We start from the raw sequence: 26,425 nt of genomic DNA on the forward strand, positions 1-26,425 counted from the left end.
CCAATCACGAAGGCGTGATTACCATCAGCGGTGAAGCGAAGGTTGGCAGCGAACTCACCGCTGCCATCAGCGACAGCGACGGCGTGCCGACCAGCGGCGTCACCTACCAATGGTTGCGCGACGGCGTCGCCATCAGCGGCGAGACTAACAACACCTACACGCTCACCCGTGACGATGCCGGCCACAAAATCACCGTGCGCGCCACCTACAAAGACAACGCAGGCCACGACGAAACCCCGCTGAGCGAGACGAAAGACATCCCGGCGGAGGGCAATCACGCGCCAACCGACATTAGCCTGAGCGGAAACAGCCTGATGGAAGGCAAGGACGGCGCGGAAGTCGGCAAATTGACGACCACGGACGAAGACGCGGGCGACACGCACACCTACACCGTGAGCGACAGCCGCTTTGAAGTCGCTGATGGCACGCTGAAACTCAAAGCCGGCCAGCATCTCGACTTCGCCCAGGAGCCGCAAGTGAACCTGAGCGTGACCACGGACGACGGACACGGCGGCACTTACAGCAAGGCATTTACCCTGCACGTGCAGGATGACCCCGCTTATCCTGTCCAGCCGCAGGGGACGCCCGTTCTCGGCTTGCAGGGGGTGAGCGTTGTCAAAGAAGGCGAGGCGGCGCAATATCAGCTGCTGCTCAACCATCCTGCCGATCAGGACGTGACGGTGGAAGTCGAAATCGCGAGCAGCAATACAAAGCATGGCGTGCAAAATGAAACCCGCACCCTGACCATCCCCAAAGGTGAAAGCAGCCTGACTTTTGCCGTCGATACCACGCATAACGGCGTGGAAGACAATGGCAGCAATTTCCAGGTCCGCATCAAGCATGCCGAAGGTGCCTCGCTGAACACCGCCGCGCCGTCAGACTTGACGCATGGCAGCGGCGGGGAAGATGTGTTTGGCGCATCTAATACTTACAGCGCTGCCGGTCTGAGCGGCGAGTACAGGCTTTTCCCTGCCGGTGCAAAACTGGTGCTGTATCTGCATGGGGAAGCCACCAATGACTATGGCCACAATGCGTCGATCTTTGCTGAATACGTTGCCGATCGCGGTGATGCCACGGTGCTGATGGTGAAAACGCCGGACAGCGCCAGCGGTTCATGGAGCGTCAATGGCGAACAAAATGCCCGCTATCTGCGCGCCCTGCTGGAAGAGATATACAGCAAATACGACATCGATAAAGGCGATGTCTTGCTGCTCGGCAACGGCGGCGGCGCCGATTTCATCACCCGCTACCTGTTGCCCGAACACAACGACCTGTTCAGCGGCGGTACCGCGCTGATGATAGGCGGCGGTGCGGCAGACCCCACGCTGCATTTCGGCAAAACCCCGGCAGACGGTCTGAAACAGCACTTGCAGCTCAAATGGATAGCGGGCAGTGCCGATGGTGATACCGTCGTCGCCGCCCAGCATGCGCAGGAACAATACGCGCAAGCGGGCTTCCATACCCAGCGGGAAACCATCCCGGACGGGGACAGGATGACCGCCGTCGGCCACATCTACGAGGCCTTCTATGATGAAGTCAATAACAAAAACGCGGGTTCAATGGAAATGACGACCAGGGTCAGCGACATTGATGCCGTCAACCATGCACCGACAAACATCAGGCTGTATCACACGACCATCGCCGAAGGCAAGGACGGTGCGGAAATCGGCGGGCTGAGTACCAATGACCCTGATTGGCAGGACAAACACAGCTACACCGTCAGCGACGAGCGCTTTGAAATCAGCGCCGATGGCACGCTGAAACTGAAAGCCGGGCAGCATATCGATTATGCCGACGAACAGAGCGTAACCCTGACCATCACAACGACCGATAACGGCGGCCTGAGCTTCAGCAAAACCTTCACCCTGCAAGTCGAAGACAATCCGCTGTATCCCTCGACGGAAAATCATGCGCCGACAGACATCAAGCTGGATCAGGGACTGCCTACCATCAATGGCGAGCAGCAGTACTACATCAACGAGGGCAAAGATGGCTTTTCCATCGGCACGGTGCAGACTGTTGACCCCGACCCCCGGGACAGCCACCGCTACACACTGAGCGACGAGCGCTTCGAAATCACCGCCGACGGCATCCTCAAACTCAAAGACGGTATGCACATTGACTACGCCACGGAGCAAAGCATCAGCCTCACCATCATCGCGACCGATCCGGGCGGCCTGAGCGTTGAAAAGACCTTCACCCTGCGCGTGAATGACGACCCGCACTACCCCAACCGCGAGGGCAGCGTCACCATCAGCGGCGAGGCGAAAGTGGGCGGCGAGCTGACCGCGAACGTGAGTGATCCCGACACCGTATCCGACAGCAGCATCCGCTATCAGTGGCTGATTGACGGCGTGGCCGTGGCGGGCGCGACGCAAAAAACCTACACCCTGCGCCCCGAAGACGTGGGCAAAAAAGTCAGCGTCCATGTCGAATACCGTGATAACGGCCTGCATGACGAAGCCCACGACAGCGACGGGCTTGATGTCGCCGCACCGGCAGAAAACCGGCCGGGCAGCGTTCGCATCGGCGGTGAGGCCAAAGTGGGCGGTACGCTTACCGCCACCGTGACTGACGCCGACGAGTTCGCCGCCGATAAAGTGCAATACCAATGGCTGCGCGACGGCGTCGCCATCAAAGACGCAAACGGCAAAACCTATCAGCTCACCGCCGACGACGCCGGGCACAAAATCACCGTGCAGGCGACCTACAAAGACAACGCCGGGCATGATGAAAACCCGACCAGCGACGCGGCGGACATTCCCGCCCCGCCTGCAAACCACGCAGGCACGGTTGCCATTATGGGCGAGACGAAAGTGGGCGGCACGCTTACCGCCACCGTCAGCGACGCCGACAATTTCACGGCTGACCAAGTGCAATACCAATGGCTGCGCGACGGCGTCGCTATCGACAAGGCGACAGGCAACACCTATCAGCTCACCAATGACGACGCCGGGCACAAAATCACCGTGCAGGCGACTTATAAAGACAACGCCGGGCATGATGAAAACCCGACCAGCGAACCGGCGACGGTAGCGGATAACGGCAATGCGCCGCTGATGCAGGACGATTTCTCTGCCTACCCCCTGCACAAAACCTACACCGACAACGACACTTTCGGCGCATGGAAAGTGGCCTTTGCCGGTTACGGCAACGCCGAGATTATCGATAACGGCGGCGGCAACCAGGCGCTGCAACTGCGGCCGATGGCGCACAGCGGGCAAACGGAGACCTCTTCCACGATGGTCGTCAGTACCGTGCAGACGGGCAATAACTTTACGTACAGCGGCACCATCTCTACCCCGGAACAACTGCGCCAGGATGCTGCCCCCAACCCGTGGGAAACCGCCTGGCTGGTATGGAATCACAGCGACAACGACCACTATTACTACTTCGTCGCCCGCGCCAACGGCTGGGAACTGGGCAAACGCGATCCCGCTTACAGCGGCGGCCAGCGCTTCATGGCGACCGGCAGCGAAAGCTGGCCGTTGGCGGAGGCCAAACATTTTGTCGTCGCGAAAAGCGGCAACACCGTGGAAATCAGCATCAACGGCAAAGTCATCACCACCTTCACCGATGACGACAACCCCTACACCGGCGGCAGCATCGGCCTCTATACCGAAGATGCGCGCATCGTTGCCGACGACATCAGCCTGACCGCAAACGCCGGCATCACCGGCACGGCCAACCACGGCGGCGTGGCCTCCATCAGCGGTAAAGCGGCGACGGGCGAAGTCTTGCACGCCGCCGTCAGCGACGGCGACGGCGCAGTCAGCAACGTCAGCTATCAGTGGATGGCCGCAGGCAAAGAAATCGGCGGCGCGACGGGCGAAACCTACACCGTTACCGCCGACAACAGCGGCAAGAACATCACCGTGCGCATCACCTACACCGACCACACCGGCAAGGTGGAAAGCGTCATCAGCCCGCCCACCGCCGTGGTGGACAGCGGCAACGACGGTGGCGCGAACCAGAAAGGCAGCGTCATCCTGAGCGGCACGGCGGCAGTCGGCGAAACCCTGAGCGCCGCCGTCAGCGATGCCGATGGCGTCCCCGACCGTGTCCAGTACACCTGGCTGGCAAACGGCGCGGCAATCAGCGGTGCCAACGGCAGCAGCTACACCGTCACCGCTGCCGATGTCGGCAAAGTCATCAGCGTGCAGGTGTATTACTACGACAAGGCGGGGCATGAAGAAAACTTCGTCAGCAGCCCGACTGCTGCCGTGACCGACGCCGCACCGCAGCCCAACCACGCCCCGACCGGCAGCGTCACCATCTCGGGTGAGGCAATGGTCGGCAAAACCCTGACCGCCGCGAACGATCTGGCGGACGAAGACGGCCTCGGCACCATCAGCTATCACTGGCTGGCCGACGGGAAAGAAATCGCCACCGGTGCGAGCTACACCCTGACCGAAGCCGAGCAAGGCAAGGGCATCACGGTGAAAGCGACCTACACCGACGGCAAAGGCACGGCGGAGGCGGTGGAAAGCAGTGCGACGGCCGCCGTAGCAGACGCACCCGCCCCGCAGACCCCGCCGGTTGCCACCCTCAGCGGTGCGGCGGGCGTCAACGAAGGCGAAGCGGCGGAATACACCGTGACGCTGGACAAAGCGAGCGACCACCCCGTTACCCTGACGCTGACCCTCAGCCACGGTGAAACGACAGACGGCGACCTCGGCAGCATCAGCAAAACTCTGATCATCCCGGCAGGTGAGACCAGCGCGAAAGTGAGCCTGCAAACCACCGCCGATGGCATCCCGGAAAACACCGAGCACTACACTCTGAGCATTAGTGAAGCAGAAGGCGCGACTATCGGCGCGGACAAAGCCGTTACCACCGCCATTTCAGATAACGACGAAAAAGCCGCCTACCATACCGGCAGCGTCGCCGACAGCACCTTCGCCGGCGACCGCTCGGCAAATGACTACTACTTCATCAACAGCCTGGACAGCACCCAGCGGGCAACCTACGGCCACTACTACGGCCACAAGCCCGGCGACGGCCTGCGCATCACCTACGCCTTCTCCGCAGACGGCGTGGAAAACGGCAAAGTCATGGATGGCTTCCGCCCGTACAGCGCGCAGCAAAAAGCCGACATCCGCACCGTGCTGGATCACCTCGAAGAACACGTCAACCTCAAATTCACCGAAGGCAGCAATGCCACCCTGAACTTCTATCTGCAAGGCCTTGAAGAGGGGGTATCCGGCTATGGCATCTACGGCGGCAACGTCCACCTCAGCACGCGGTACTACGCCGCAGACGATGCTTTCGCCAAAGAACCGCCATACACCGTCAACACCGTGACCCACGAGCTGACCCTCAAACACGGCTGGGGTACCGCCCTGCACGAAATCGGACACAGTCTCGGCATGGAGCACCCCTTCGGCCATGACGACAGCAGCCTCAACATCAACAGCGCCGAAGACCGCAACGACCTCACCGTGATGTCCTACACCACCGGACAATATGACTACGATGTTGACCTCGGCCAGGGCTGGAGCTCGCCGAAAGTCCCGCTTTCGCCCATCAAACTCGGCATCTACGATTTGGCCGCGCTGCACCACGCCTACGGCGTCAACCCCGACTATCATAGCGGTGACGACACCTACGGCTTCAAACCCTTCAACAAGGACGCCGTCGGCAACGACATCTACATCCACGACGGCGGCGGGCAGGACATCTTCGATGCCAGCGAACAAACGCTGGACCTCAACATTGACCTCACCCCCGGCAGCTGGCTCTATGCTGGGACGAAGGCGGAACATTTGGCGCTGGATGACAGCGGCAACCCGACCATGGGGCAAATGTTCATCGGCTACGGCACGCAGATAGAGAGTGCGAAAGGCGGCACGGGCAACGACACCATCAAGGGCAACAGCGCCGCCAACTACCTCTTCGGCTTCGACGGCGACGACAACATCGACGGCGGCGCGGGCAACGACCAGATTGAAGGCGGACGCGGCAGCGATACCCTGAAAGGCGGCGCGGGCGCAGACACCTTTATCTTCCGCAGCCCGTTCGACGGCACGATTGACACCCTGCTCGACTTCAACGCCGCCGCAGGCGACCGCATCCAGCTTGATCACAACATCTTCACCGGCCTGCAAAAAGGCAGCCTGAGTGCAGAACAATTTGTGCAGGGGACGGAAGCGAAAGACGCCGACGACCGCATCATCTACAATCGCGCGACCGGCGAACTCGCCTACGACGCAGACGGCAACGGCGACGGCGCAGCGGTAACCATCGCCCGCCTCGGCATCAACACGGAGCTGGACAACAATCACATCCAGATTATCTAGCCCCGCCGCCGAACGGCGAAAATAAATCCGGCGCGTCGCGCCGGATTTCTTATGCACGGCCGCCGCCCGGCGCGAAAACCCGCTCCGCAAAAAAACCGCCCCGAAGGGCGGTTTTTGGGGTTATGCCAGCAGGGTTTGCCGCCGGATGGTGTGGGTGCGGTCGGGGCCAGTCGAGACGATGGCGATGGGTACGCCCAGTTGTTGTTCGAGGTAGGCGATGTAGGCGCGCGCCTTTTCCGGTAGCTGGTCGTAGGCGGTGATGCCGACGGTGTCGCTTTGCCAGCCGGGCAGGGTGTCGTACACCGGGGTGCAGCGAGCCAGTTCGTCCGCGCCAACGGGGGCAATGTCAAGGCGGCTGCCATCCATGTCGTAGGCGGTGCAGACTTTGATTTCCGCCAGGGCGTCCAGTACGTCCGGCTTGGTCAGGCACAGGCCGCTGATGCTGGAATTGATGATGGCGCGGCGCAGGGCGGGCAGGTCAATCCAGCCGCAGCGGCGCGCACGGCCGGTGGTCGCGCCGTATTCGTTGCCGGTTTTGGCAAGATGCGCGCCAATGTCGTCCGTCAGTTCAGTGGGGAAGGGGCCGCCGCCAACGCGGGTGCTGTACGCTTTGGCGATGCCGAGGATGTAGTCGAGCGCGCGCGGGCCGATGCCGCTGCCGGTCGCCGCGCCACCGGCGGCGGTGCTGGATGAGGTGACGTAGGGGTAGGTGCCGTGGTCGATGTCGAGCATCGCGCCTTGGGCGCCTTCAAAGATGATGTGCTCGCCCTTGTCGCTGTGGCGGATGATGGCGAGGGTAACGTCGGTGATGAGCGGGCGGACGTGTTCGCCGTAGGCCAGCCATTCGTCGCAGACGGCGGCGTAGTCCAGCGGCTCTTGATGGTAGTAGTGTTCGAGCTGGAAGTTGTGGAAGTCCGTGAGTTCGCGCAGGCGCTCGCGGAAGGTGGCGGGGTGTTGCAGGTCGGCGAGACGCAGGCCGCGTCGCGCGATTTTGTCTTCGTAGGCGGGGCCGATGCCGCGCCCGGTGGTGCCGATTTTGTTCACGCCGCGCGCCGCTTCGCGTGCCTGGTCGAGCGCGCCGTGCGTCGGCAGGATGAGGGCGCAGGCGGGCGAGATGTGCAGGCGTTCGCGCACGGGGACGCCGGCGGCTTCGAGGGCGTCGCTTTCTTGTTTGAGGGCGCGCAGGCAGAGGACGACGCCGTTGCCGATGTAGCTCTGCACGCCGGCGTGCAGGATGCCGGCGGGGATGAGGTGCAGGACGGTTTTTTTGCCGTCGATGACGAGGGTATGGCCGGCGTTGTGGCCGCCCTGGTAGCGCACGACGGCGCCCGCTTTTTCGGTGAGCAGGTCAACGACTTTGCCTTTGCCTTCGTCGCCCCATTGGGCGCCGATGACGACGAGTTTGGTGCTCATGTGTTGGTTCCTCGGTGTGTTTGGGTTTAGGGGTCAGGGGTGCGGGGCGGTGTGCGTGGGGTTTTTTATGGGGTCGCCCAGTAGAGCAGGGCGACGATGAGCAGGGCGACGACTGCCATGCCGAGGCCGATGCGGCGCAGCGCCCGGTCGGGCAGGGCACTGATTTGCCGGATGGTGCGCCGCCAGGCGGCAGGTGCAATGCCGATGAGCGCGCCTTCGCAGAGCAGCATGAGTGCCAGCGCCAGCCACCAGAGGGTCATGTTCATGGCAGGGCGGGCTCGGCGGGCGGGTTGGTCGCGGCGGCTTCCGGCGGGATGACGGGTTCGGCGACGGGGTTGAGTACGGGGGCGGGCAGTTGTTCTTGTAATGGTGCCTGTTCGAGCGGCACGACGGGGATGTTGTCGGCGTCGGCGGGCAGGGCGGGGTTGTCCGTGCCGTTCAGGTAGTGGAAGTAGCGGCTGTGCGGGCTGACGATGAGGGTGCTGCCATTGAGGCTGTCGCGGTAGGCATTGAGGCTGCGCCAGTAGCGGTAGAAGTCGAGGTCGGCACCGTAGGCGGCGGCGTATTGTTTGGCGGCGGCGGCGTCCGCTTCGCCGCGCATGATGTCGGCTTCTTCGCGGGCGTGGGCGAGGAGTTCGGCGGCTTCGCGTTCGGCGGTGGCGCGGATGACGGAGGATTTTTCCTGGCCGCGCGCGCGGAAGTCTTTGCTGACGCGTTCGCGTTCGGCGCGCATGCGGTCAAAGACGCGGTCGCGGATTTCGTCGGAGAAGTCCACACGCTTCAGGCGCACACCGAGGACTTCGATGCCATAGCGGGCTTCTGCCTGACGCGAGATGCGTTCGCTGGCGGCGCCCATGATGGTGCCGCGATCCTGCGAGATGGCTTCTTTGACGGAGCGTTGCACGAATTCGCCGCGCAGGGTTTCTTTGACCATGTTGTCAAGCAGGCGACTGGCCTGGTCGAAGTTGCCCTGAACGCTGGTGTAGAAGGTGCGGATGTCTTTGATACGCCATTCGACGAAGTAATCGACGATGAGCCATTTTTTTTCGTTGGTCATGAAGCGTTCGGGTTCGACATCAAGGCGCTGGATGCGCGCGTCAAAGAATTCGACGTTTTGCACGAAGGGAACCTTGAATTTGAGGCCGGCTTCGTCGTCGGTGCTGATGAGGCGCGAGAATTGGGTGACGACGGCGATTTGCCGTTCGTTGATGATGTAGGCGCTGCTGACGAGCAGGACGAGGGTGACGGCGATAGCAGCGATGAGGGTGTTGAGTTTGTGGTTCATGCGGTTTCCTTAGCGGCTGCGGCTGCGTTCGTTACTGCGGCTGTTCGCCGGTGTGGTCGTCGCGGCGGCGGGGGTTTTGCCGGTGCTCGTGGGGGTTGCCGCCGCCGTATTGTCGCTTGCCGCTTCTTCCTGAACGGCGGCTGCCGCCGGCGCGGTGATGCCGCCGAGGTTGATGATGGGGCGGCTGTTGTTGGCGTCGATCAGCACTTTGTTGCTGTGCGCGTAGATGCCCGCCATGGTGTCGAGGTAGAGGCGTTCGCGCATGACGGCGGGGTTTTCGCGGTAGGCGGCGAGCAGGTTGTTGAAGCGGCTGCTGTCGGCAGCGGCGCGGGCGAGGGTTTCGGCTTTATAGGCTTGCGCGGCCTGCACGAGGCGTTTGGCTTCGCCACGGGCGACGGGGATGCGTTCGCGCGCGTAGGCTTCGGCTTCGAGGCCGAGGCGTTCTTCGTCTTCGCGGGCGCGCACGGCGTCTTCGAAGGCGTCCTGCACTTCGACCGGGGCGCGCGCGTCTTGCAGTTCGAAGGCGACGATTTCAAAGCCGAGGTCGTACTGGACGAGGGTTTTGTCGATGATTTGTTTGGCTTCTTGCGGCCACTCGCCGCGTTTGTCGATGAGGATGTCGTCCACGGTGTTGCTGCCGACGACTTCGCGGATGGCGGAGATGACGATGTCGCGCAGCACTTCTTCGGGCTGGTTGGCCTGGAAGAGGTAGTTTTTCGCGTCGCGGATGCGGTATTGCACGGCGGCACCGATTTCGACGATGTTTTCGTCGCTGGTCAGCATCTGGCCGTTGCGCTGGTTGCTGGTGCTGATGCGGCCGCTCTGGCTTTTGAGTTCGCCGACTTTCATGGAGGAGATGGAGGTTACGTCCACTTTGGTGACCTGGCCGAAGGGGACGGGGAAGTGCCAGTTGAGGCCGGCTTTGGTGGTGCGGGTGTAGCGGCCGAGGAAGGTTTCCACGCCGTTTTCGCGTTCGCGCACGGTATAAACGCCGCTGGCCAGCCAGATGCAGGCGATGGCGGCGATGATGAGGGTGATGAGTTTGCCGGGCAGGTGCAGCGGGGCGCGGCTGCCGCCGCTGCCGTTACCGCCGTCGCCGTTGTTGTTATTGCCCCGGTTGGAACGGCGGTTGAAGAGTCTGCTGAAGAATTCGTCAAGATCCGGCGGCTGGTCGTTGTTTTTTTTGTCCAGCCCGTTGTTGTCGCCCCACGGGTCTTGCGCCATGGCGAGGGGGCGGGGGCGTTTTCTGAGCAGGCTGCTGGTGAGGATGAACATGGGGCGTTATTCCTGGTCGTCTGTCTGGGTTTGGAGGTCAAGGCGGCGATTATACTGTGATTGTATTTGTCGATAGCGCTTTTCCCGCAGGGTGATGTGCAGCCACTGGCTGCCGTCGGCGGCTGCGCGTTCGGCGCTGACGGCGTGTTCGGCGTAGAGGGCGGCGCGCAGGGCGCCTTCGTGCGGGGCGAGGTGCAGCCAGCCGCTTTTCTGGTCGCGGTTGAAATGGGCGACGATGGCATCGGTCAGCAAATCCACACCCGCGCCAGTGAGCGCCGAGACGAAGACGGCTTCTGCCATGCCGTCAGCGCCGGCCTTGACGTAGGGTGCTTCGCCGCGCAGGTCGATTTTGTTGTACACACGCAGGGTCGGTACGTCGTCCGCTTCGATGCTTTTCAGAACTTCCATCACCACTTCTTCGCGCTCGAGATGGTGCGGATCGGCCACGTCAATGACGTGCAGCAGCAGGTCGGCACGCGCGGTTTCTTCCAGGGTAGCCGAGAAGGCAGCGACGAGTTCGTGCGGCAGGTCGCTGACGAAGCCGACGGTGTCGGCCATGAGAATGGTCTGTCCGCCCGCCTGTTTGAGGCGGCGCCAGGTCGGATCCAGGGTGGCGAAGAGCTGGTCCTGCGCGTACACATCCGCTTCGGTCAGCATATTGAAGAGGGTGGATTTGCCGGAGTTGGTGTAGCCCGCCAGTGCCACGGTCGGCATGTCGCGGCGCACACGCGCCTTGCGGTTTTCTTCGCGCTGTTTCTGCACCTTGTCGAGACGGCGCTGCAACTGCCTGATGCGGGCGGCGAGCAGGCGGCGGTCGGTTTCGAGCTGGGTTTCGCCGGGACCGCGCAGGCCGATGCCGCCTTTTTGCCGTTCGAGGTGTGTCCAGCCGCGCACCAGGCGGGTGGCGAGGTGGTTGAGCTGGGCGAGTTCGACTTGCAGCTTGCCTTCGTGGCTGCGGGCGCGCTGTGCGAAGATGTCGAGCACGAGACCGCTGCGGTCGAGCACGCGCGCGCTGCACAGTTTTTCGAGATTGCGTTCCTGCGAGGGGGAAAGCGGGGCGTTGACGATGATGAGCTCAATGTCGTGCGCTTTCACCGCCGTCGCGAGGGCTTCCGCCTGGCCGCGGCCGATGTAGTAGCGCGGCTCGGCTTCGCTCCGGCTGAAGCGCTCGGCAAGGATGATTTCCGCCCCGGCCGAGAGGGCGAGCTGGTGAAATTCTTCTTCGACGGCGGTATCGGGGGCGCGGCCGATGTCCACCTGGACGAGGGCGGCGCGTTCGCCGCTTTTCGGTCGTTCAAACAAAACGCGCCTCCCGTGGTGCGGAAAGCGCGGTGCGGTGCGGTTGCGGCATTATCAATACAGCGGATCGGTACCCGGGCGGGCGGCTTCTGCCGGGGCGGCGGGCTGTTCGCCGTCGTGTGCCTGTGGTTCCTGACCTTCTTCTTCTTCGCCGGGGATGCGTACGTTGCGCGCCGGAACGATGGTCGAAATCGCGTGTTTGTACACCATCTGCGAGATGTTGTTGCGCAGCAGGAGGACAAAGGCGTCAAACGATTCGATTTGTCCCTGCAACTTGATGCCGTTGACGAGATAGACGGATACCGGGATGCGTTCTTTGCGCAGGGCATTGAGGTAAGGATCTTGCAGGGATTGGGATTTACTCATTGTTGTTGTACTCCGAAAGGTTTGGGGAAACACCGCCTGGCGGTGCGCGCGCAATGTATCACACTTCACCCGCTGCCAGCGCTTTTTGCCGTTTATATGACACGCCAGCGCAGGGTGAACAGCGGCGTGTTTTCCACGCGCTGTTGCAAGTGGCGGCGGATGCTGTCAATCAGCGCGCTGCATCGATATACGGCGGTGGCGGTGGGATCATCGTTCTCGCCGGAAAACATCACCGCCGCATAGCCCGCCTGTTGCAGGAAATCGTACGAATACTGCTGCGTGCGCCGCGATTCCGTAAACATCGGTGCCTTGTGCGGCGCGCCCGGCCTGTCCATCCCCGCAAAACCCTGCTGCACAAGGCGGCATCACTTTGCTGTCCACGGTGAGCGCGTTGGCGGCGGTGGATAAAGCCGTCCGGTTCGCCAATCTCGGCGGCCAGCGCATGATGATCGATGACAGCAACCGCATCCGCTGCTGTTCACTTCCACCCTGTTCATGCCTTCGCTGCCGCTGATGGCGACAGCCTGATGTGGCAAGGTATGGCCGGGCCGGTTTCGATGACGGGAAAATGTATAGCCAAAAGAGGATGGGAAGCTGTGGTGGAAATGACGCATAAACCTTTCCAAGCCCGGCAGAAAGCCGCTATCATGACGGCGGGTTAACCCCTTATTCATCCGTAACACAAGGAATTGCCATGAACCATCGTCGTTTCCCCCGGACCACCCTCGCTACCGCCCTGCTACTCGCCTGCACCTGTGCCGCTGCCCAGCAGGGCAGCACGGGAACGAACCTCGCCCCCGTCACCGTAGCCAGTGACAAGGAAAACACCCGTACCGAAGACACCAATAGCTACACCACTTCGGCCATGCGCACCACCACCGGTCTTGCCCTCTCGCCGCGCGAAACCCCGCAGTCCGTTTCCGTCATCACCCAGACCCAGCTCAAAGAGCGCGGCATTCACGATATGGCAGACGCGCTGAAAACCACGACCGGTGTAAACGTCATCCCCGATTCCGGCCGCTACCGCTTCCAAAGCCGTGGCTTTTACATTGACCAAATCGAAGAAGACGGCTTGTCCAGCACCGTCCCCGGTGCATCCGGCAACCCCTACCGCGACGCGCAAAGCATGACCGATCTCGCCATTTACGACCACATCGAAGTCGTGCGCGGCGCGACCGGCCTCACCCAGGCCAACAGCGAACCGGGCGGCACCATCAACGCCGTGCGCAAAAAACCGACCGCTGCCCGCCGCATCGGCGGCGACGCCAGCATCGACCGCTTCGGCAAAACCCGCCTCACTGTCGATGCCAGCGGCGCGCTTGATGCCGAGCAGACCCTGCGCGCCCGCGTCATCGCCGCCGGCGGCAAAGACAAAAGCTTCAAGGACGACGTGGACGGCAGCAACTACCTCCTCTACGGTGTCGCCGAAAAAGACGCCGGTGCCAACACCACCTTCACCCTCGGCGGCATGGTGCAGCACCGTAACGAAACGCCGGACCCCTACGGACTACCGATGGCACCGGGCGGGCGCGATGCCGGATTTTCGCGCGATACCTACCTCGGCCTTGACTGGAACCGCGCCGAATACACCAAAGCCAACGTCTTTGCCGGCGTCGAGCACCACTTCAACGACGACTGGAAACTCGATACCAAAGTCAGCTATACCCGTAACGACTCCATGAGCGCCTTCGGCGCGCTGGCGGACAGCAACACCGGCTACGCCGGGCTCAACCGTGGTGACACCTTCCCGCTGAACAACCTGCTGCGCTACGACAACGCAGGCCGCCAGATGCAGGCACAAGCAACACTATCCGGCAAATACCGTGTATTCGGTCGTGAACATGACGTCTTTGCCGGTTACAACTACGGACAGGAAGCCAACAACACCCGTTACCGCCGTATTCGCAACACCACCGCCTACGACCCCTACACCTTCCGGGGCGATGAAATCACCTATCCGGGCTGGGGCGACTACAACGACCGCACCTACTACGCCGACCGCCGCAAAACCCATGCCTTCAACTTCGGCACCCGCTTCAACGCACTTGACAACCTGCATATCCTGGGCGGCGCGCGTTACACCCACTGGACCGGCTACAACTATGTGGACTACGACTGGTGGAACGACAAAGCCGACACCGATGCCGACGAAGCGCGCAAACTCACGCGCAACCGCCTCACCCCCTACCTCGGCATTACCTACGACCTTGACGCACACAACAGCCTCTACACCAATTACAGCAGCATCTTCAAACCGCAGGCGAACCGCGACATCAACAACAACCCGCTCGCGCCCATTCTCGGCACCAACTACGAAATCGGCTGGAAAGGCGAATGGATGGACGGTGATTTGAACGCCAGCGTCGCCCTCTTCCAGATAGAACAAAAAAACCGTCCCATCGGCATGACCGACCAGGCGACCGGGCGCAGCTATTCCATTGCTAGCGGCAAAGTCCGCAGCCGTGGGCTGGACGCCGAAATATCAGGCAATCTCACGGACGCCTGGAAACTCTACGGCGGATATACCTATAACCGCAGCAAATACCTGCGCAGCGAAAGCGCGCGTTACCCCGAAGGCATGAATTTCAGCAAGCACACGCCGAAACACATGCTGCGCCTCTACACCAGCTACCGCCTGCCGGGGGCGGCGGAAAAATGGACCATCGGCGGCGGCATGAACTACCAAAGCAGCACCAGCAGCCTCTGGAACGTCGAACAAAAAGGCTATGCACTGTTTAACGCCAACGTGCAATACCGCATCAACGACAAATTCGATGTCGGCATTTCGGCGAACAACCTTACTGACAAACGCTACTTTGAAAACCACCGCGTCCGCGCCAACGGCATCAACAACTTCCTCGGCGAACCGCGCAACGTGATGCTCAACTTCCACTGGGAGCTCTGAAAACCACTCACACAAAAGCCCCGCCAGGCGGGGCTTTTTTATAGTTAATGAATATAGGAACGGGATAATAATACTTCCTCGAAAGTGCTGTATTAGGTACTGCAGCTTGTTTCATCAACATAAACAGTCCGGTAATCACCTGGATGCCGCAGCTGTTGCAGATAGTTCTCCACTTTTACAGGATCCTGTTCCATATATGTTACGGTCTTTTTTTTCGCGTTATTCCCATACTACGCAAAGCATAAAAAACAGCCACTGCACTGCAATGAAAGTATTTCGCCATTTCGGCGAGATAGGCATCAGGGTATTGTTAATATAGGCTGCCAGTTCTTCCCGGTCTATTTTCCTTGGTCTTGCTTTGACGACTCTACGTTCAAGCTTTCCTGTTTTTTGCTTGATATCCAGCCGGCAATATAATGTATTTCCAGAAACACCATATGCTCTTGTAACTTGACTGATATTTTTACATCTTTCAAGATATTCTAAAGCTTTTTCTCCAATTTCTATTGAATGTGCCACAATAACGTAAGGATAAAATGGAATATGTATTATTACAGACTTAATTTACTATACTGGCCGGATGGCGGCAAAATGAAACCGGCCGGAGCCGGTTTTTTCAGATCATGTTCAGTTCGATTTTCGCGCGCAGGGTCATCATGTCCATGCCCCAGGGCGGATCCCATTCCATGTGTACCTCGCACTCTTCAACGCCATCCACAGCTTCGACTCCGTCCTTGACCCAGTCCGGCATAACGCCTGCGACCGGACAGCCGGGCGCGGTGAGGGTCATGTGGATGTCAACTTTGCCGGTGTTTTTGTCGTATTCGATGTTGTACACCAGGCCGAGCTCGTAGATGTCCACCGGGATTTCCGGGTCGTAGATGCCTTTGAGCGCGAGGATGATGTCTTTTTCTACCGGGCTCAGGGTGGGGTCATCGGGGTCTTTCTGGTAGGGGACGTTTTCCGGGTCGTACATGGGGTTTCCTTGGGTTTGTGGTGGGTGGTTCTGTTCACGACAGATTTTGTCAAGCAGCGGGATTGCCGGGTTTTGTCGCTGTCGCAGCTTGTCTGACCCTCTCCCCCAATGGGGGCTTTGGGCGGGATGTCTGCCGGATGTGGGTTGTTCGCTTGGGGGCGGGGATAATCCGTGCGATTGTGCCGCTTGGGCAGGATTTTCGGGCAGGACATTTGTGGTTACGGCGGGCTGAAGCCCGCCCTGCGGGTTTATTCGGTTTTGGCTTCTGTTTTGCCGTGCAGGGCGGCGTCGAGGGTGTGCCAGGCGAGGGTGGCGCATTTGACGCGTGAGGGGTATTCGCGCACACCGGCCAGCACTTTGAGTTTGCCGACGCTGTCCGGGATGGGGTCTTGGGTGGTGGCGATGTGGTGGAAGTCGTGGTAGAGCGCGGCGAACTGGTCAAGGGTTTTGCCGCGCGCGAGGTCGGTCATCAGCGAAGCGCTGGCTTTGGAGATGGCGCAGCCGTCGCCGACGAAGCTGACGTCGGCGATGGTGTCGCCGTCCATGCGCACGAAGATTTTGAGGTTGTCGCCGCAGAGCGGGTTGTAACCGGTGGCGCTGTGGTCGCAGGGGTCGAGCGCGTGGAAGTGGCGTGGGTGTTTGCTGTGATCGAGGATGACTTCCTGGTAGAGGTTTTTGAGGTCGTTCATTACTGGAAGATTTGTTGGGTGGCTTGGACGGCGGCGACGAGGCGTTCGATGTCGTCGTGGTTGTTGTAGGCAGCGAAGGAGGCGCGGATGGTGGCAGGGATGCCGAAACGGCGCATGACGGGTTCGGCGCAGTGCTGACCGACGCGGACGGCGACGCCGTGCTGGTCGAGGACGGTGCCGGCGTCGTGCGGGTGGATGCCGTCCAGGGTGAAGGAGATGACGGCGGCTTTGTGGCGGGCGGTGCCGATAATGCGCAGGCCGGGCAGGGCGCCGAGGGCGGCTTCGGCGGCGGCACGCAGGGTTTCTTCGTGCGCGGCAAGGTTGGCGAGGCCTTTATCGGTAACCCAGTCCAGCGCAGCGCCGAGGCCGATCACTTCGACGATAGGCGGGGTGCCGGCTTCGAATTTTTGCGGAGCGGCGGCGTAGTGGGTGTGCTCGAAGCTGACGCTCAGGATCATGTCGCCGCCAGTCTGGTAGGGCGGCATGGCATCCAGCAGGTCGTATCTGCCATAGAGAACGCCGATGCCGGTCGGGCCGTAGATTTTGTGCGCGGAGAAGACGAGGAAGTCGCAGCCGAGGGCTTGGACGTCGCAGGGCAGGTGGGCGACGGCCTGGGCGGCGTCCACAATGGTGTGGATGCCGCGCGCTTTGGCCTCGGTGATGAGCGGGGCGAGGTCGTTGATGGTGCCGAGGGCGTTGGAGACGAGGGCGGCGGAGAAGATTTTGACGCCGTCGAGGTAACGCGCAAAGTCGCTGCTGTCGAGTTCGCCCGCGTCGTTGATGGGCAGCACGACGAGTTCGGCACCGAAGCGCTGGCAGGCGCGTTGCCACGGCACGATGTTGGCGTGGTGTTCGAGGGCGGTGAGGAGGATTTTGTCGCCGGGTTTCAAGACGAGTTCGCCCAGCGAGCTGGCGAGCAGGTTCAGCCCTTCGGTGGTGCTTTTGGTGAAAATGATTTCTTCGGGGCGGGCGGCGTTCAGGAAGCGCGCGGTTTGTGCGCGGATGTCGTCGTAGCGGGCGCTGAGGCGCTGCGAGAGGGTGTGGACGCCGCGGTGGATGTTGCTGTATTCGTGGCGGTAGCAGCGGTCCATCGCCTCGATGACGGCCAGCGGTTTTTGCGTGCTGGCAGCGTTGTCGAGGTAGGTGAGCGGGTGGCCGTGGATGGTTTGGGCGAGGATGGGAAATTCATGCCGCATGGGTGTTGTCCTTGTCGTCGGGGTCTTCGCCGAGCCAGTCGCGGCTGATGGCGTCGTGCACGGCGTCGGCGATGGCGGGATGCTCGATGACGACGGCTTCGTGCAGGAAGCTGAGGATGAGCATTTTCCGCGCGTTTTCCGGGCTGATGCCCCGGCTTTGCAGGTAGAAGAGGGCGTCGGGGTCGAGGCGGCCGGTGGTGGAGCCGTGCGCGCATTGCACGTCGTCGGCGTAGATTTCGAGGCGCGGCACGCTCTGCGAGCGGGCGTTGTCGTGCAGGAGGATGTAGCGGCTGTTTTGGCGCGCGTCGGTTTTTTGTGCGCCGTGGGCGACGTAGATCATGCCGTCGAAGTAGCCCTGGGCGTTGTCGTCCAGCGCGCCGCGCACGATTTGGTGGCTTTCGCTGTTTTCGGTGTGGTGGCGCACGTTGAGGTGGTAGTCGGCTATCTGATTGCCGCGCAGGTGCTGGATGCCGCCGAAGGCGAAGTGGCTTTCTTCGCCGCGCAGTTCGCTGTGGATGTCGAGGCGGTGCAGGCTGCCGCCTGCTTGCAGGGCGTTGATGCGGATGCGGCTGCCTGCGGCCTGGGTGGTCATGATTTGCATGAGCTGGGCGGTGTCGGCTTCGCCATGAAACCACAGGGCGAGGTCGAGTTCCGCGCCTGCGGCGGCATCGATGGTGAGGACGGGCAGTTGTGCGCCGGCGCGGCTGACGCGGTAGTCGAACCAGCAGGCGGTGCGGCTGTTTTTGCCGAGGCGCAGGTGGATGCGGCTGTGTTGCAGGCGCGGCGCGGCGAGGCCGATGTTGATTGCGGCGGGGGTGGCGGGCGCGGCGCCTTCCGGCACGGTGAGCAGCAGGGATTCGCGCTGTTCGGCGAGGTTTTGCGCGGCAAACGGCGCATCCGGCAGGTCGAGCAGGCGGCGGTCGGCGTCGGGGAAGCAGCCGTAGTCTTCGTGTATGGCGTCCGGCAGGTCGTAGTGGTAGTCGCTGCCTTCGCTTTTGCGTTCGCGCGCACTCAGGGCGGTGAGCGGTGTCCAGCGCCAGGTCTCGTGGCGGCGCGGGTCGCCGTAGTTTTCGCGGTAGGTGCGGGCTTGTTCTGCGATGTTGTCGTTCATCATGCGCTCCGTGCCGCGCCGGTTTCTGCGCCCCGGAAGTCGGCGTAGCCTTTGGCTTCGAGTTCGAGGGCGAGGTTTTTGTCGCCGCTTTCGACGATTTCGCCGTTGACGAGGACGTGGACGTAGTCGGGCACGATGTAGTCAAGCAGGCGCTGGTAGTGGGTGATGACGAGGAAGGAGCGCGCCGGGTCGCGCAGGGCGTTGACGCCGTCAGAGACGACGCGCAGGGCGTCGATGTCGAGACCGGAGTCGGTTTCGTCCAGCACGGCGAGGCGCGGTTCGAGGACGGACATTTGCATGATTTCGTTGCGCTTTTTCTCGCCGCCGGAGAAGCCGACGTTGACTGGGCGCGAGAGGAAGCTGTCGTTCATTTTGACGGTCTTCATGCGCTGTTGCAGCAGTTCGTAGAATTCCATCGCGTCCATTTCGCCTTTGCCTTCGTAGGCGCGCTTGGCGTTGACGGCGGCTTTGAGGAAGTAGAGGTTGCTGACGCCGGGGATTTCGACCGGATACTGGAAGGCGAGAAAGATGCCGGCGCAGGCGCGCTCGTCCGGCTCCATGTCAAGCAGGTTTTTGCCGTTGTAGGTGATGCTGCCTTCGGTGATGACGTAGCCCTCGTGCCCGGCGATGACGTTCGCCAGCGTCGATTTGCCGGAGCCGTTCGGTCCCATGATGGCGTGGACTTCGCCCGCGCCGATATGGAGGTTGACGCCGTTTAAGATTTTTTTGCCGTCGAGGGTGGCGACGTGCAGGTTCTCGATGTTGAGCATGGTGTGTCCTAATGATGCTTGAATGTTTTTTACTGTTGGTTAAGGCCTGCCAATGCGTTGCCGAGCGAGATGATGATTGAGAAGTAACCGGCGACGAGAAGCGCGGGGACGCTGAGGCAGAGGGTGGTGAGGATGCTGTTGCGGATGGCGTGACGGTTGTCCCAGCGGCGCGCCATGGCGAGGGCAATCAGCCAGCAGGCGAGCCACGGGGCGTACAGCCAGCCGTAGTAGGGGACAGCCATCAGCATGGAAGGGGGCGGCGGGAGTGGGACGCTTACCGCAATAAAGAGCCACACGGTCAGATTGAGGCTGACGGCAGTCGCGCTCAGGAAGTACGGCGCGGTACGCAGGCGGCAGGCGAGGGCAAGCGGGATACCGACGGCGGCGGCGTAGTTGCCGTAGTAAATCAGCCACCAGCGGCTGTCGGCGAGAAAGCCGGCAAGCAGGGCCGGGAGGCAGACGACGAGGGCTATGGACAAGTCGCGGCGGCGGGCGTTTGCATCAGTTGCGCCGCTTGGCGGTAATGGGTTATGCATGGTGAGGTCTCCGTTTTTTCAGTTTTTTCCCGACAGGGCTCTTTCAGCCGACACTGCCTTCGAGTTTGAGTTCGATCAGGCGCTGCGCTTCAACGGCAAATTCCATCGGCAGTTCCTGGAAGATTTCTTTGCAGAAGCCGTTGACGATGAGGCTGACCGCGTCTTCTTCGGAAAGGCCGCGCTGCATGCAGTAGAAGATTTGGTCTTCGCCGATTTTGGCGGTGGTTGCCTCGTGTTCGACTTGCGCGCCGGGGTTTTGCACCATCAGGTAGGGGAAGGTGTGGGCGCCGCAGTCGCTGCCGATAAGCAGGGAGTCGCATTGTGAGAAGTTGCGCGCGCCGTCGGCTTTCGGCAGGATTTTGACGAGGCCGCGATAGGCGTTCTGCGCGTGGCCGAGCGAGATGCCTTTGGAGATGATGGTCGATTTGGTGTTCTTGCCGATGTGGATCATCTTCGAGCCGGAATCGATCTGCTGGTAGTCGCGGGCGAGGGCGACGGAGTAGAACTCGCCGATGCTGTCGTCGCCTTTCAGGACGACGCCGGGGTATTTCCAGGTGATGGCCGAGCCGGTTTCGACTTGGGTCCACGAGATTTTGCTGCGCGCGCCTTCGCACAGGCCGCGCTTGGTGACGAAGTTGTAGATACCGCCGTTGCCGTCCTTGTCGCCGGGGAACCAGTTCTGCACGGTGGAGTATTTCACTTCGGCGTTTTCGTGGGCGATGATTTCGACGACGGCGGCATGCAGCTGGTGTTCTTCCCGCTTCGGCGCGGTGCAGCCTTCGAGGTAGGAGACGTAGGCGCCTTTGTCGGCGATGATGAGGGTGCGCTCGAACTGGCCGGTGTTGGCGGCGTTGATGCGGAAGTAGGTGGAGAGTTCCATCGGGCAGCGCACGCCGGGCGGGACGTAGCAGAAGGAGCCGTCGGTGAAGACGGCGGAGTTGAGGGCGCTGAAGTAGTTGTCGTCCATGCGCACCACCGAGCCGAGGTACTTGCGCACGAGGTCGGGGTGTTCTTTGACGGCTTCGGAGAAGGAGCAGAAGATAATACCTTCTTTGCCGAGGCGGTCCTTGAAGCTGGTCGCGACCGAGACGGAGTCAAAGACGGCATCCACCGCCACGCCCGCCAGCATTTCCCGCTCTTGCAGCGGTATGCCGAGTTTTTCGTAGGTGCGCAGCAGTTCGGGATCGACTTCGTCCAGCGATTTGGGGCCGTCTTTCTGCGTTTTCGGCGCGGAGTAGTAGGAGATCGCCTGGTAGTCGATGGGCTTGATGTTGAGGTGTCCCCAGTCGGGCTGTTCGAGGGTCAGCCAGTGGCGGTAGGCGGCCAGGCGGAAGTCGCGCAGCCAGTCCGGCTCGTTTTTCATGCGCGAGATGTGTTCGATGACGCTTTCGTCGAGCCCGGGCGGCAGGGTTTCCTGCTCGATGTGGGTTTCAAAGCCGTACTGGTATTCGGTTTCGGCGATTTTTTTCAGTTCTTCATTGCTCACGAGGCTTTGCTCCGTTCTTTTTCTGTGTAATGTTCGTCGCGCTGCATGTCGGCGAGGGTTTTGCCGGCGAGCAGGGCGCGGATGTCGTCGTTCAGGCTGAGCCAGAAGGGGCTGAGGCGGCAGTGCTCGACCAGTGCGCAGTTGTTGTCGCCACCCGCGCATTCGACCAGCTCCGGCGCGCCTTCCATCGCTTCCACCACGTCCAGCGCGGTGATGGCGGCGGCGTCGCGGGCGAGCTGGTAGCCGCCGTAGGCACCACGGGTGGATTCGAGGATGCCCCGCTGGGTCAGGCGTTTCAGCACTTTGCCGGACATCGGCACGGCGATGCGGGTGCGCCCGGCGAGGTAGGCGGTGTTTTTGGCGGCACCGTCGGCAGCGAGGACTTCGCCGAGCAGCATGAAGGCGTATTCGGTCTCTTTGGTAATGCGTAGCATCGGGGCATTTTCTGAATCAGGACAGAAAATGTACTTTATAGATTTTGCCGGGGGCGCGCAAGCCGCACGGCCTGTTTTTCTTATCTTAAAGCCGGATTCGTTTGATTAAATCAATCAGTTGCGATGCGTTATCATTTTCGCGGTAACGCAGGGCGTCGTAACCCGCTGCCGCCTGTTGCAGCAACGCGGCCTGCGGCGACGCGGCGTTTTGCGCGAGGCGGCGGAAGAAAATGGCGACGGATTCGCCGTCGTCTTTCACATAGCCGCGCTTCGCCCAGCGCGCGAGGCGGCGGCGCAGCAGGCGGGCGACGGCGTCTTCGTCGTGGCGCGGACGGTTGTGCCAGAACCAGTAGAGCAGTGCCGCGCCAATCAGCAGGGTCGGGACGAGGATGAAGAGGAGGCCGATGGCGCCGAAGTTTTGCAGGCCGAGGCCGCGCAGGATGCTTTGCTGCTGGTCGCGGTCAAGGTCGATAACCCAGTCCTGCCAGAAGGCCTGTGTCGCTTCCAGGGCGTCGCGCAGCCAGGCGACGGCGCCGAGGGTTTCGGCGATGCGCGAGGTGAGCGAGCGGCTGTCTTCGCCTTCGAGGCCGCCGCCGGAGATGCGCCCTTGCAGGATGCGTTCCGGGGCGACAGCGGCGGTCGGGTCGAAGCGCACCCAGCCTTCGCCGTCAATCCACAGTTCCGCCCAGGCGTGTGCCGCTTCTTCGCGCACCGCCCAGTCGCCGCTGACCGAGTTCGGTTCGCCGCCCTGATAGCCGATGACCACCCGCGCCGGAATGCCGACACTGCGCGCAGCCAGCACCATCGCGCTGGTGTAGTGCTCGCAGAAGCCCATGCGGTCGCCGAAGAGGAAGGTTTCCGGGTTGCCCGCGCCGGGCGGCGGTTCCAGGGTGTAGTAGAACGTGTTGTCGTGCAGATAGGCGAGGAAGGCGTTGGCAAAGCCGCGCGTGTCGCCGCCGTTTTCTGCAAAGAGCCGCCGCGCCAGCCCTGCCGTCTGCGGCATCGGATAATTACGCGGCAGTTGCAGGGCGTCCTTGCGGTCGCGCGTGGAAAGGGCGTCTTCCATGCGGTAACTGAGCGCCGAAGCAACCTCGAAGCGGTTGGCCGTGACCCCGCGCGGCGACAGCGGCATCGCCACCTGCCAGGCATGGCCGGCGCGCGCCTCCGGCGGCAGATTGAGCGGCAAATCCAGCACCGTCAGCCAGCGCAGGGTTTTCTTCACCGGCGTCAATTCATAGCGCACCACGCTGTCCGGCCGGTAACCGAAACGCGGTGGGCGTTCATAGATCTCGCCCGGCCGCTGGAACCACTGCGTGCCGTCGAAAAACCACAGCACCGGCCCGCGCCAGTAGAGCTGGTTCAAATCCGGGCGCGAGTCGCCGAGGAAGCGGACGCGGAAGGCAATCTCGTTCGACTGCGCCAGTGACGACAAATCGCCCATATGCATCTCTTCCGGCAGGCCCGTCTTTGCGCCGCCTTGCTGCGGCATGCCCCACAGCGGCTGCACGCGCGGGAAAAGGAAAAACATCGCGGCGGCGAACGGCAGGGCGATGGCAAACATCCGCACCACATCACGCCAACGGGCGAACTGCACCCGCGCCCGCCCCAACTGCTCGAAGCGCAGCAGCCCGCGCAGGCTGATGACCAGTGTAAAGAGCAGATAGAGAAACATCGGAATCGACTGCGAATACATCAAAAACGCCAGCATCAGCAGCATCTGCAACAAAAACAGCACATGCACATCGCGGCGGTTGCGCGCTTCCAGCAACTTGCACACGCTCATCGTCACCAGCATCGCCACAAACGACATCGTCATCCCCACCGAATGCAGGCGCTCATACACCAAAGAGCAGCCGACAAACATCAGCACCAGCGCCGCGCCGAGGGCAAAACGCTCACTTTTCACCGCGAGCGCGACAAACTTCAATACCACTCCGACAGCGAGCAGCATCCCCAGTTCCGTCGGCAAAAAGAAAAACAGCGGCAGGGCGACAAACAAAAACGTCGCCGCCACCCGCCGCCACTCGCCCGCATCCAGGCGGTTATGAAAATCCTCGGCACTCACCCAGCGGATCATGCCCCACCTCCAAACAGCGCCAACGCGCGCAAACAGGCCTCGCGGTGCTCGCGGCCATGACCAAAATCAAAAAACACATCCGGCGGCAGGCGCAGTGCATACAGCAGCCCCTGCCTGTCGGCATCCATCACCCATTTCGCCAGCTGCGACAAGCGCTGCTCCGTGCCACCTTTGGCGGCAGCAAAATCCAGCAACAAACGCGGCGCGCCCTCGCCGGCAAACTGCTTCAACAACAACTCGCCCCGGCCAAAACGCTTCCAGGCGACGCGGGAGAGCGCATCGCCGAGCACATACGGGCGCAGGCCGGATAACTCATCATCGCCCGCCGCCGCGCCGACCACCTTACCCTCGCCCGCCATCGACACCCAGGGTAGCGGCTGCTCGCCGACCGGACGCGGATACACCAGCACCCGCGCATCCAGCCACAGCCACGTCCATGTTACAAACGCGCCGAGCGGATGCAGACAAAACACCTCAATCGGCGCCATCCGCTGCCAGCCGCGCCGCCGCGCCGGTTCACGCACAACCACCTGCGCCGTCGCGCGCGGCAGCACATCCTCACAACGCGCCTCATGCCACTCATTACGCAGCGTGAGCAGCCCGCGCAGGCGGCCGTCGCGCTCCGACACCGACACCACAAACGCCGCCTCATCCCCCGCCCACACCGGCGCGCCGCCATGTGCGGTAAACGACAAGCCGGCGAGCTGCCCCGCCGTAATCGTCCCGCCGAGCAAAAACACCGTGAACGCGAGAAACGTCAGCGCATAACCCAAATTGAGCTGATGATTGGCCGACCACAAAAACATCACCGCCAGCACCGCAAAAAACGCCAGCCCGAAATATGACGGCACCACCGGCATCCTGAGCGCCGAAGGCAAATCCCGCTGCGCCACCGCCTCCCGCAAACGCGCCCGAAAACGGGCGCGCAACCGCTTGACGAGCGCCATCAGAGCGGCACCGCCACCTGCGCCAGCACCCGCGCCAGCGCCGCCGCATGCCCCTCACTATCCGCATGCACCGAATGCAGACGGTGCCAGGCCACCGCCGGAAACACCGCCTGCACGAACTCTGGCAGCACCGCCGATTCACCGCGCAGCAGCGCATACGCCTGCGCCGCGCGCACCAGCGATAACCCGGCCCGTGTTGACAGCCCGTGGACAAAATCGCCGCACGAACGCGAAAACGCCAGCAAATGCTGCACATACAGCGCCAGTGCCTCCGACACCGTCACCTGCGCCGCCGCCTGCTGCAATGCCAGCACATCCTCGCGCGACAACACCGGGCGGGCGGCGGCGAGCAACTCGCTGCGGTCGCGCCCGCGCAAAATCGCCACCTCATCAGCCGCATCCGGATAACCGAGCGACAGGCGCAACAAAAAGCGGTCCACCTGCGCTTCGGGCAGCGCGAACGTGCCAATCTGTTCCAGCGGATTCTGCGTGGCAATCACAAAAAACGGCGACGGCAGCGGATGCGTGCGGTGATCCACCGACACCTGCCGCTCCTCCATCGCTTCCAGCAGCGCCGACTGACTCTTCGGCGAAGCGCGGTTCACCTCATCGGCGAGCAACAACTGCGTGAATACCGGCCCCTGATGAAACACCAGCGCCTGTGACTGCGGGTCCAGCGTCGAAAAACCCACCACATCGGCGGGCAGCAAATCGGACGTGAACTGAATGCGGTGAAAATCCAGCCCCAGCGTGGCGGCAAACGCCTTGGCCAGCGTCGTCTTGCCCGCCCCCGGCAAATCCTCCAGCAGCAAATGCCCGCGCGCGAGCAGACACGCCATCGCGAGCTGCACCACCTCGCCCTTGCCGACAATAACCGCATTAAGCTGCGCCAGCGCCTGCTGCAAACGCTGACGGACATCGGCGGATAACGGGGACAACGACATAAAAACCTCCATGAACGAACGTAAAGAAAAACGGGCGCGAATAGTAGCAAAAAACGCCCCGGCCACCGCCGGGAAATTGCCGCCATGCCGACATCTACCCGCCCGGCGAACCCGGCATTTACGCCGCTTGACGAGTCCGGTATTTATGCCGCTTGGCGGCCTTCGTTGGCACAACGGAGTAAAGAAAAACATAGAGACGTTGCCTGCGACGTCTCATGCCAACCCTAAGAATAAACAGGGTTCGTTAGGGTGGGCAAAAGCTGTCAAGGGTTTTGCCCATGCGGTTTTGAGAGTATTCCGGCGTGCCAACCGTACGGCACAAACCCCAACAACACAAAGGAACACGCATGGGCACCCACAAACAGGCTTGGGGCGACCCGACAAAACGCGATTGTGGGGGGGACTGTTTAAATGTGC

At 61.9% G+C, this 26,425-nt stretch carries 21 protein-coding genes and 1 pseudogene; 3 read left to right on the top strand and 19 right to left on the bottom strand.

Going from position 1 to position 26,425, the window contains the following annotated elements; translation table 11 throughout:
• Positions 1–14: 14 nt before the first annotated feature.
• Positions 15–6,299: a hypothetical protein gene (locus Q0562_RS11800; RefSeq protein ID WP_298644605.1), complete on the top strand. Its 6,285-nt coding sequence runs from the start codon at positions 15–17 to the stop codon at positions 6,297–6,299.
• 120 nt (positions 6,300–6,419) lie between these two features.
• Here Q0562_RS11800 and Q0562_RS11805 read toward each other — a convergent pair whose 3' ends face one another.
• From Q0562_RS11805 to Q0562_RS11835, 7 genes are all read right to left on the bottom strand, one after another.
• Positions 6,420–7,712, bottom strand: a complete 1,293-nt coding sequence (locus Q0562_RS11805; protein WP_298644606.1) for an adenylosuccinate synthase — start codon at positions 7,710–7,712, stop codon at positions 6,420–6,422.
• A gap of 65 nt (positions 7,713–7,777) precedes the next feature.
• Positions 7,778–7,978 carry a DUF2065 domain-containing protein gene (locus Q0562_RS11810; protein ID WP_298644607.1) on the bottom strand — a complete coding sequence of 67 codons (201 nt, stop codon included), beginning with the start codon at positions 7,976–7,978 and terminating at the stop codon, positions 7,778–7,780.
• Complete coding sequence (hflC, locus tag Q0562_RS11815) at positions 7,975–8,997, bottom strand: protease modulator HflC (RefSeq protein WP_298644608.1); 1,023 nt, start codon at positions 8,995–8,997, stop codon at positions 7,975–7,977. The genes Q0562_RS11810 and hflC overlap by 4 nt, the downstream gene beginning before the upstream one ends.
• Before the next feature lie 9 nt (positions 8,998–9,006).
• Positions 9,007–10,272 (bottom strand): FtsH protease activity modulator HflK, encoded by a 1,266-nt coding sequence (hflK, locus tag Q0562_RS11820; RefSeq protein ID WP_298644609.1) that lies wholly within the window; start codon positions 10,270–10,272, stop codon positions 9,007–9,009.
• Between the two features lie 6 nt (positions 10,273–10,278).
• On the bottom strand, positions 10,279–11,574 hold the full coding sequence (hflX, locus tag Q0562_RS11825; RefSeq protein WP_298644610.1) for a ribosome rescue GTPase HflX: 1,296 nt from the start codon (positions 11,572–11,574) through the stop codon (positions 10,279–10,281).
• Positions 11,575–11,625: 51 nt separating this feature from the next.
• Complete coding sequence (hfq, locus tag Q0562_RS11830) at positions 11,626–11,937, bottom strand: RNA chaperone Hfq (protein WP_298644611.1); 312 nt, start codon at positions 11,935–11,937, stop codon at positions 11,626–11,628.
• 92 nt (positions 11,938–12,029) lie between these two features.
• Complete coding sequence (locus tag Q0562_RS11835; RefSeq protein ID WP_298644612.1) at positions 12,030–12,272, bottom strand: hypothetical protein; 243 nt, start codon at positions 12,270–12,272, stop codon at positions 12,030–12,032.
• A 117-nt stretch (positions 12,273–12,389) separates the two neighbouring features.
• Between Q0562_RS11835 and Q0562_RS11840 the strand changes: the two genes are divergently transcribed.
• On the top strand, positions 12,390–12,599 hold the full coding sequence (locus tag Q0562_RS11840) for a hypothetical protein (RefSeq protein ID WP_298644614.1): 210 nt from the start codon (positions 12,390–12,392) through the stop codon (positions 12,597–12,599).
• A 32-nt stretch (positions 12,600–12,631) separates the two neighbouring features.
• Positions 12,632–14,842 carry a TonB-dependent siderophore receptor gene (locus tag Q0562_RS11845; protein ID WP_298644615.1) on the top strand — a complete coding sequence of 737 codons (2,211 nt, stop codon included), beginning with the start codon at positions 12,632–12,634 and terminating at the stop codon, positions 14,840–14,842.
• Positions 14,843–15,041: 199 nt separating this feature from the next.
• Here the strand turns inward: Q0562_RS11845 and Q0562_RS11850 are convergent.
• From Q0562_RS11850 to Q0562_RS11905, 12 genes and pseudogenes are all read right to left on the bottom strand, one after another.
• Positions 15,042–15,361: pseudogene (locus tag Q0562_RS11850) on the bottom strand (IS630 transposase-related protein).
• Between the two features lie 97 nt (positions 15,362–15,458).
• On the bottom strand, positions 15,459–15,818 hold the full coding sequence (locus Q0562_RS11855) for an iron-sulfur cluster assembly protein (RefSeq protein WP_298644618.1): 360 nt from the start codon (positions 15,816–15,818) through the stop codon (positions 15,459–15,461).
• A 248-nt stretch (positions 15,819–16,066) separates the two neighbouring features.
• Entirely contained in the window at positions 16,067–16,507 is a 441-nt protein-coding gene (gene sufU, locus Q0562_RS11860; RefSeq protein WP_298644619.1) for a Fe-S cluster assembly sulfur transfer protein SufU, read from the bottom strand.
• On the bottom strand, positions 16,507–17,703 hold the full coding sequence (locus Q0562_RS11865) for a SufS family cysteine desulfurase (RefSeq protein WP_298644622.1): 1,197 nt from the start codon (positions 17,701–17,703) through the stop codon (positions 16,507–16,509). The genes sufU and Q0562_RS11865 overlap by 1 nt, the downstream gene beginning before the upstream one ends.
• On the bottom strand, positions 17,693–18,814 hold the full coding sequence (gene sufD / locus Q0562_RS11870; protein WP_298644623.1) for a Fe-S cluster assembly protein SufD: 1,122 nt from the start codon (positions 18,812–18,814) through the stop codon (positions 17,693–17,695). The genes Q0562_RS11865 and sufD overlap by 11 nt, the downstream gene beginning before the upstream one ends.
• Complete coding sequence (gene sufC, locus Q0562_RS11875; RefSeq protein WP_298644624.1) at positions 18,814–19,584, bottom strand: Fe-S cluster assembly ATPase SufC; 771 nt, start codon at positions 19,582–19,584, stop codon at positions 18,814–18,816. Before sufC ends, sufD begins: the two co-directional genes overlap by 1 nt.
• A 29-nt stretch (positions 19,585–19,613) precedes the next feature.
• The gene (locus Q0562_RS11880) at positions 19,614–20,120 is read right to left on the bottom strand and encodes a hypothetical protein (protein WP_298644626.1); all 507 of its coding nucleotides are present in this window, start codon (positions 20,118–20,120) and stop codon (positions 19,614–19,616) included.
• Between the two features lie 43 nt (positions 20,121–20,163).
• Positions 20,164–21,606, bottom strand: a complete 1,443-nt coding sequence (gene sufB / locus Q0562_RS11885) for a Fe-S cluster assembly protein SufB (protein ID WP_298644627.1) — start codon at positions 21,604–21,606, stop codon at positions 20,164–20,166.
• Positions 21,603–22,040: an Rrf2 family transcriptional regulator gene (locus Q0562_RS11890; protein ID WP_298644629.1), complete on the bottom strand. Its 438-nt coding sequence runs from the start codon at positions 22,038–22,040 to the stop codon at positions 21,603–21,605. Before Q0562_RS11890 ends, sufB begins: the two co-directional genes overlap by 4 nt.
• Positions 22,041–22,125: 85 nt before the next feature.
• Positions 22,126–24,117, bottom strand: coding sequence for a DUF3488 and transglutaminase-like domain-containing protein (locus tag Q0562_RS11895; protein WP_298644631.1), 1,992 nt, complete (start codon positions 24,115–24,117; stop codon positions 22,126–22,128).
• Positions 24,114–24,977: a DUF58 domain-containing protein gene (locus Q0562_RS11900; protein WP_298644649.1), complete on the bottom strand. Its 864-nt coding sequence runs from the start codon at positions 24,975–24,977 to the stop codon at positions 24,114–24,116. Before Q0562_RS11900 ends, Q0562_RS11895 begins: the two co-directional genes overlap by 4 nt.
• A gap of 86 nt (positions 24,978–25,063) precedes the next feature.
• On the bottom strand, positions 25,064–26,020 hold the full coding sequence (locus tag Q0562_RS11905; RefSeq protein WP_366144781.1) for a MoxR family ATPase: 957 nt from the start codon (positions 26,018–26,020) through the stop codon (positions 25,064–25,066).
• Positions 26,021–26,425 lie beyond the last annotated feature (405 nt).

Source organism: uncultured Cardiobacterium sp., assembly GCF_938028825.1.
Lineage (GTDB): Bacteria > Pseudomonadota > Gammaproteobacteria > Cardiobacteriales > Cardiobacteriaceae > Cardiobacterium.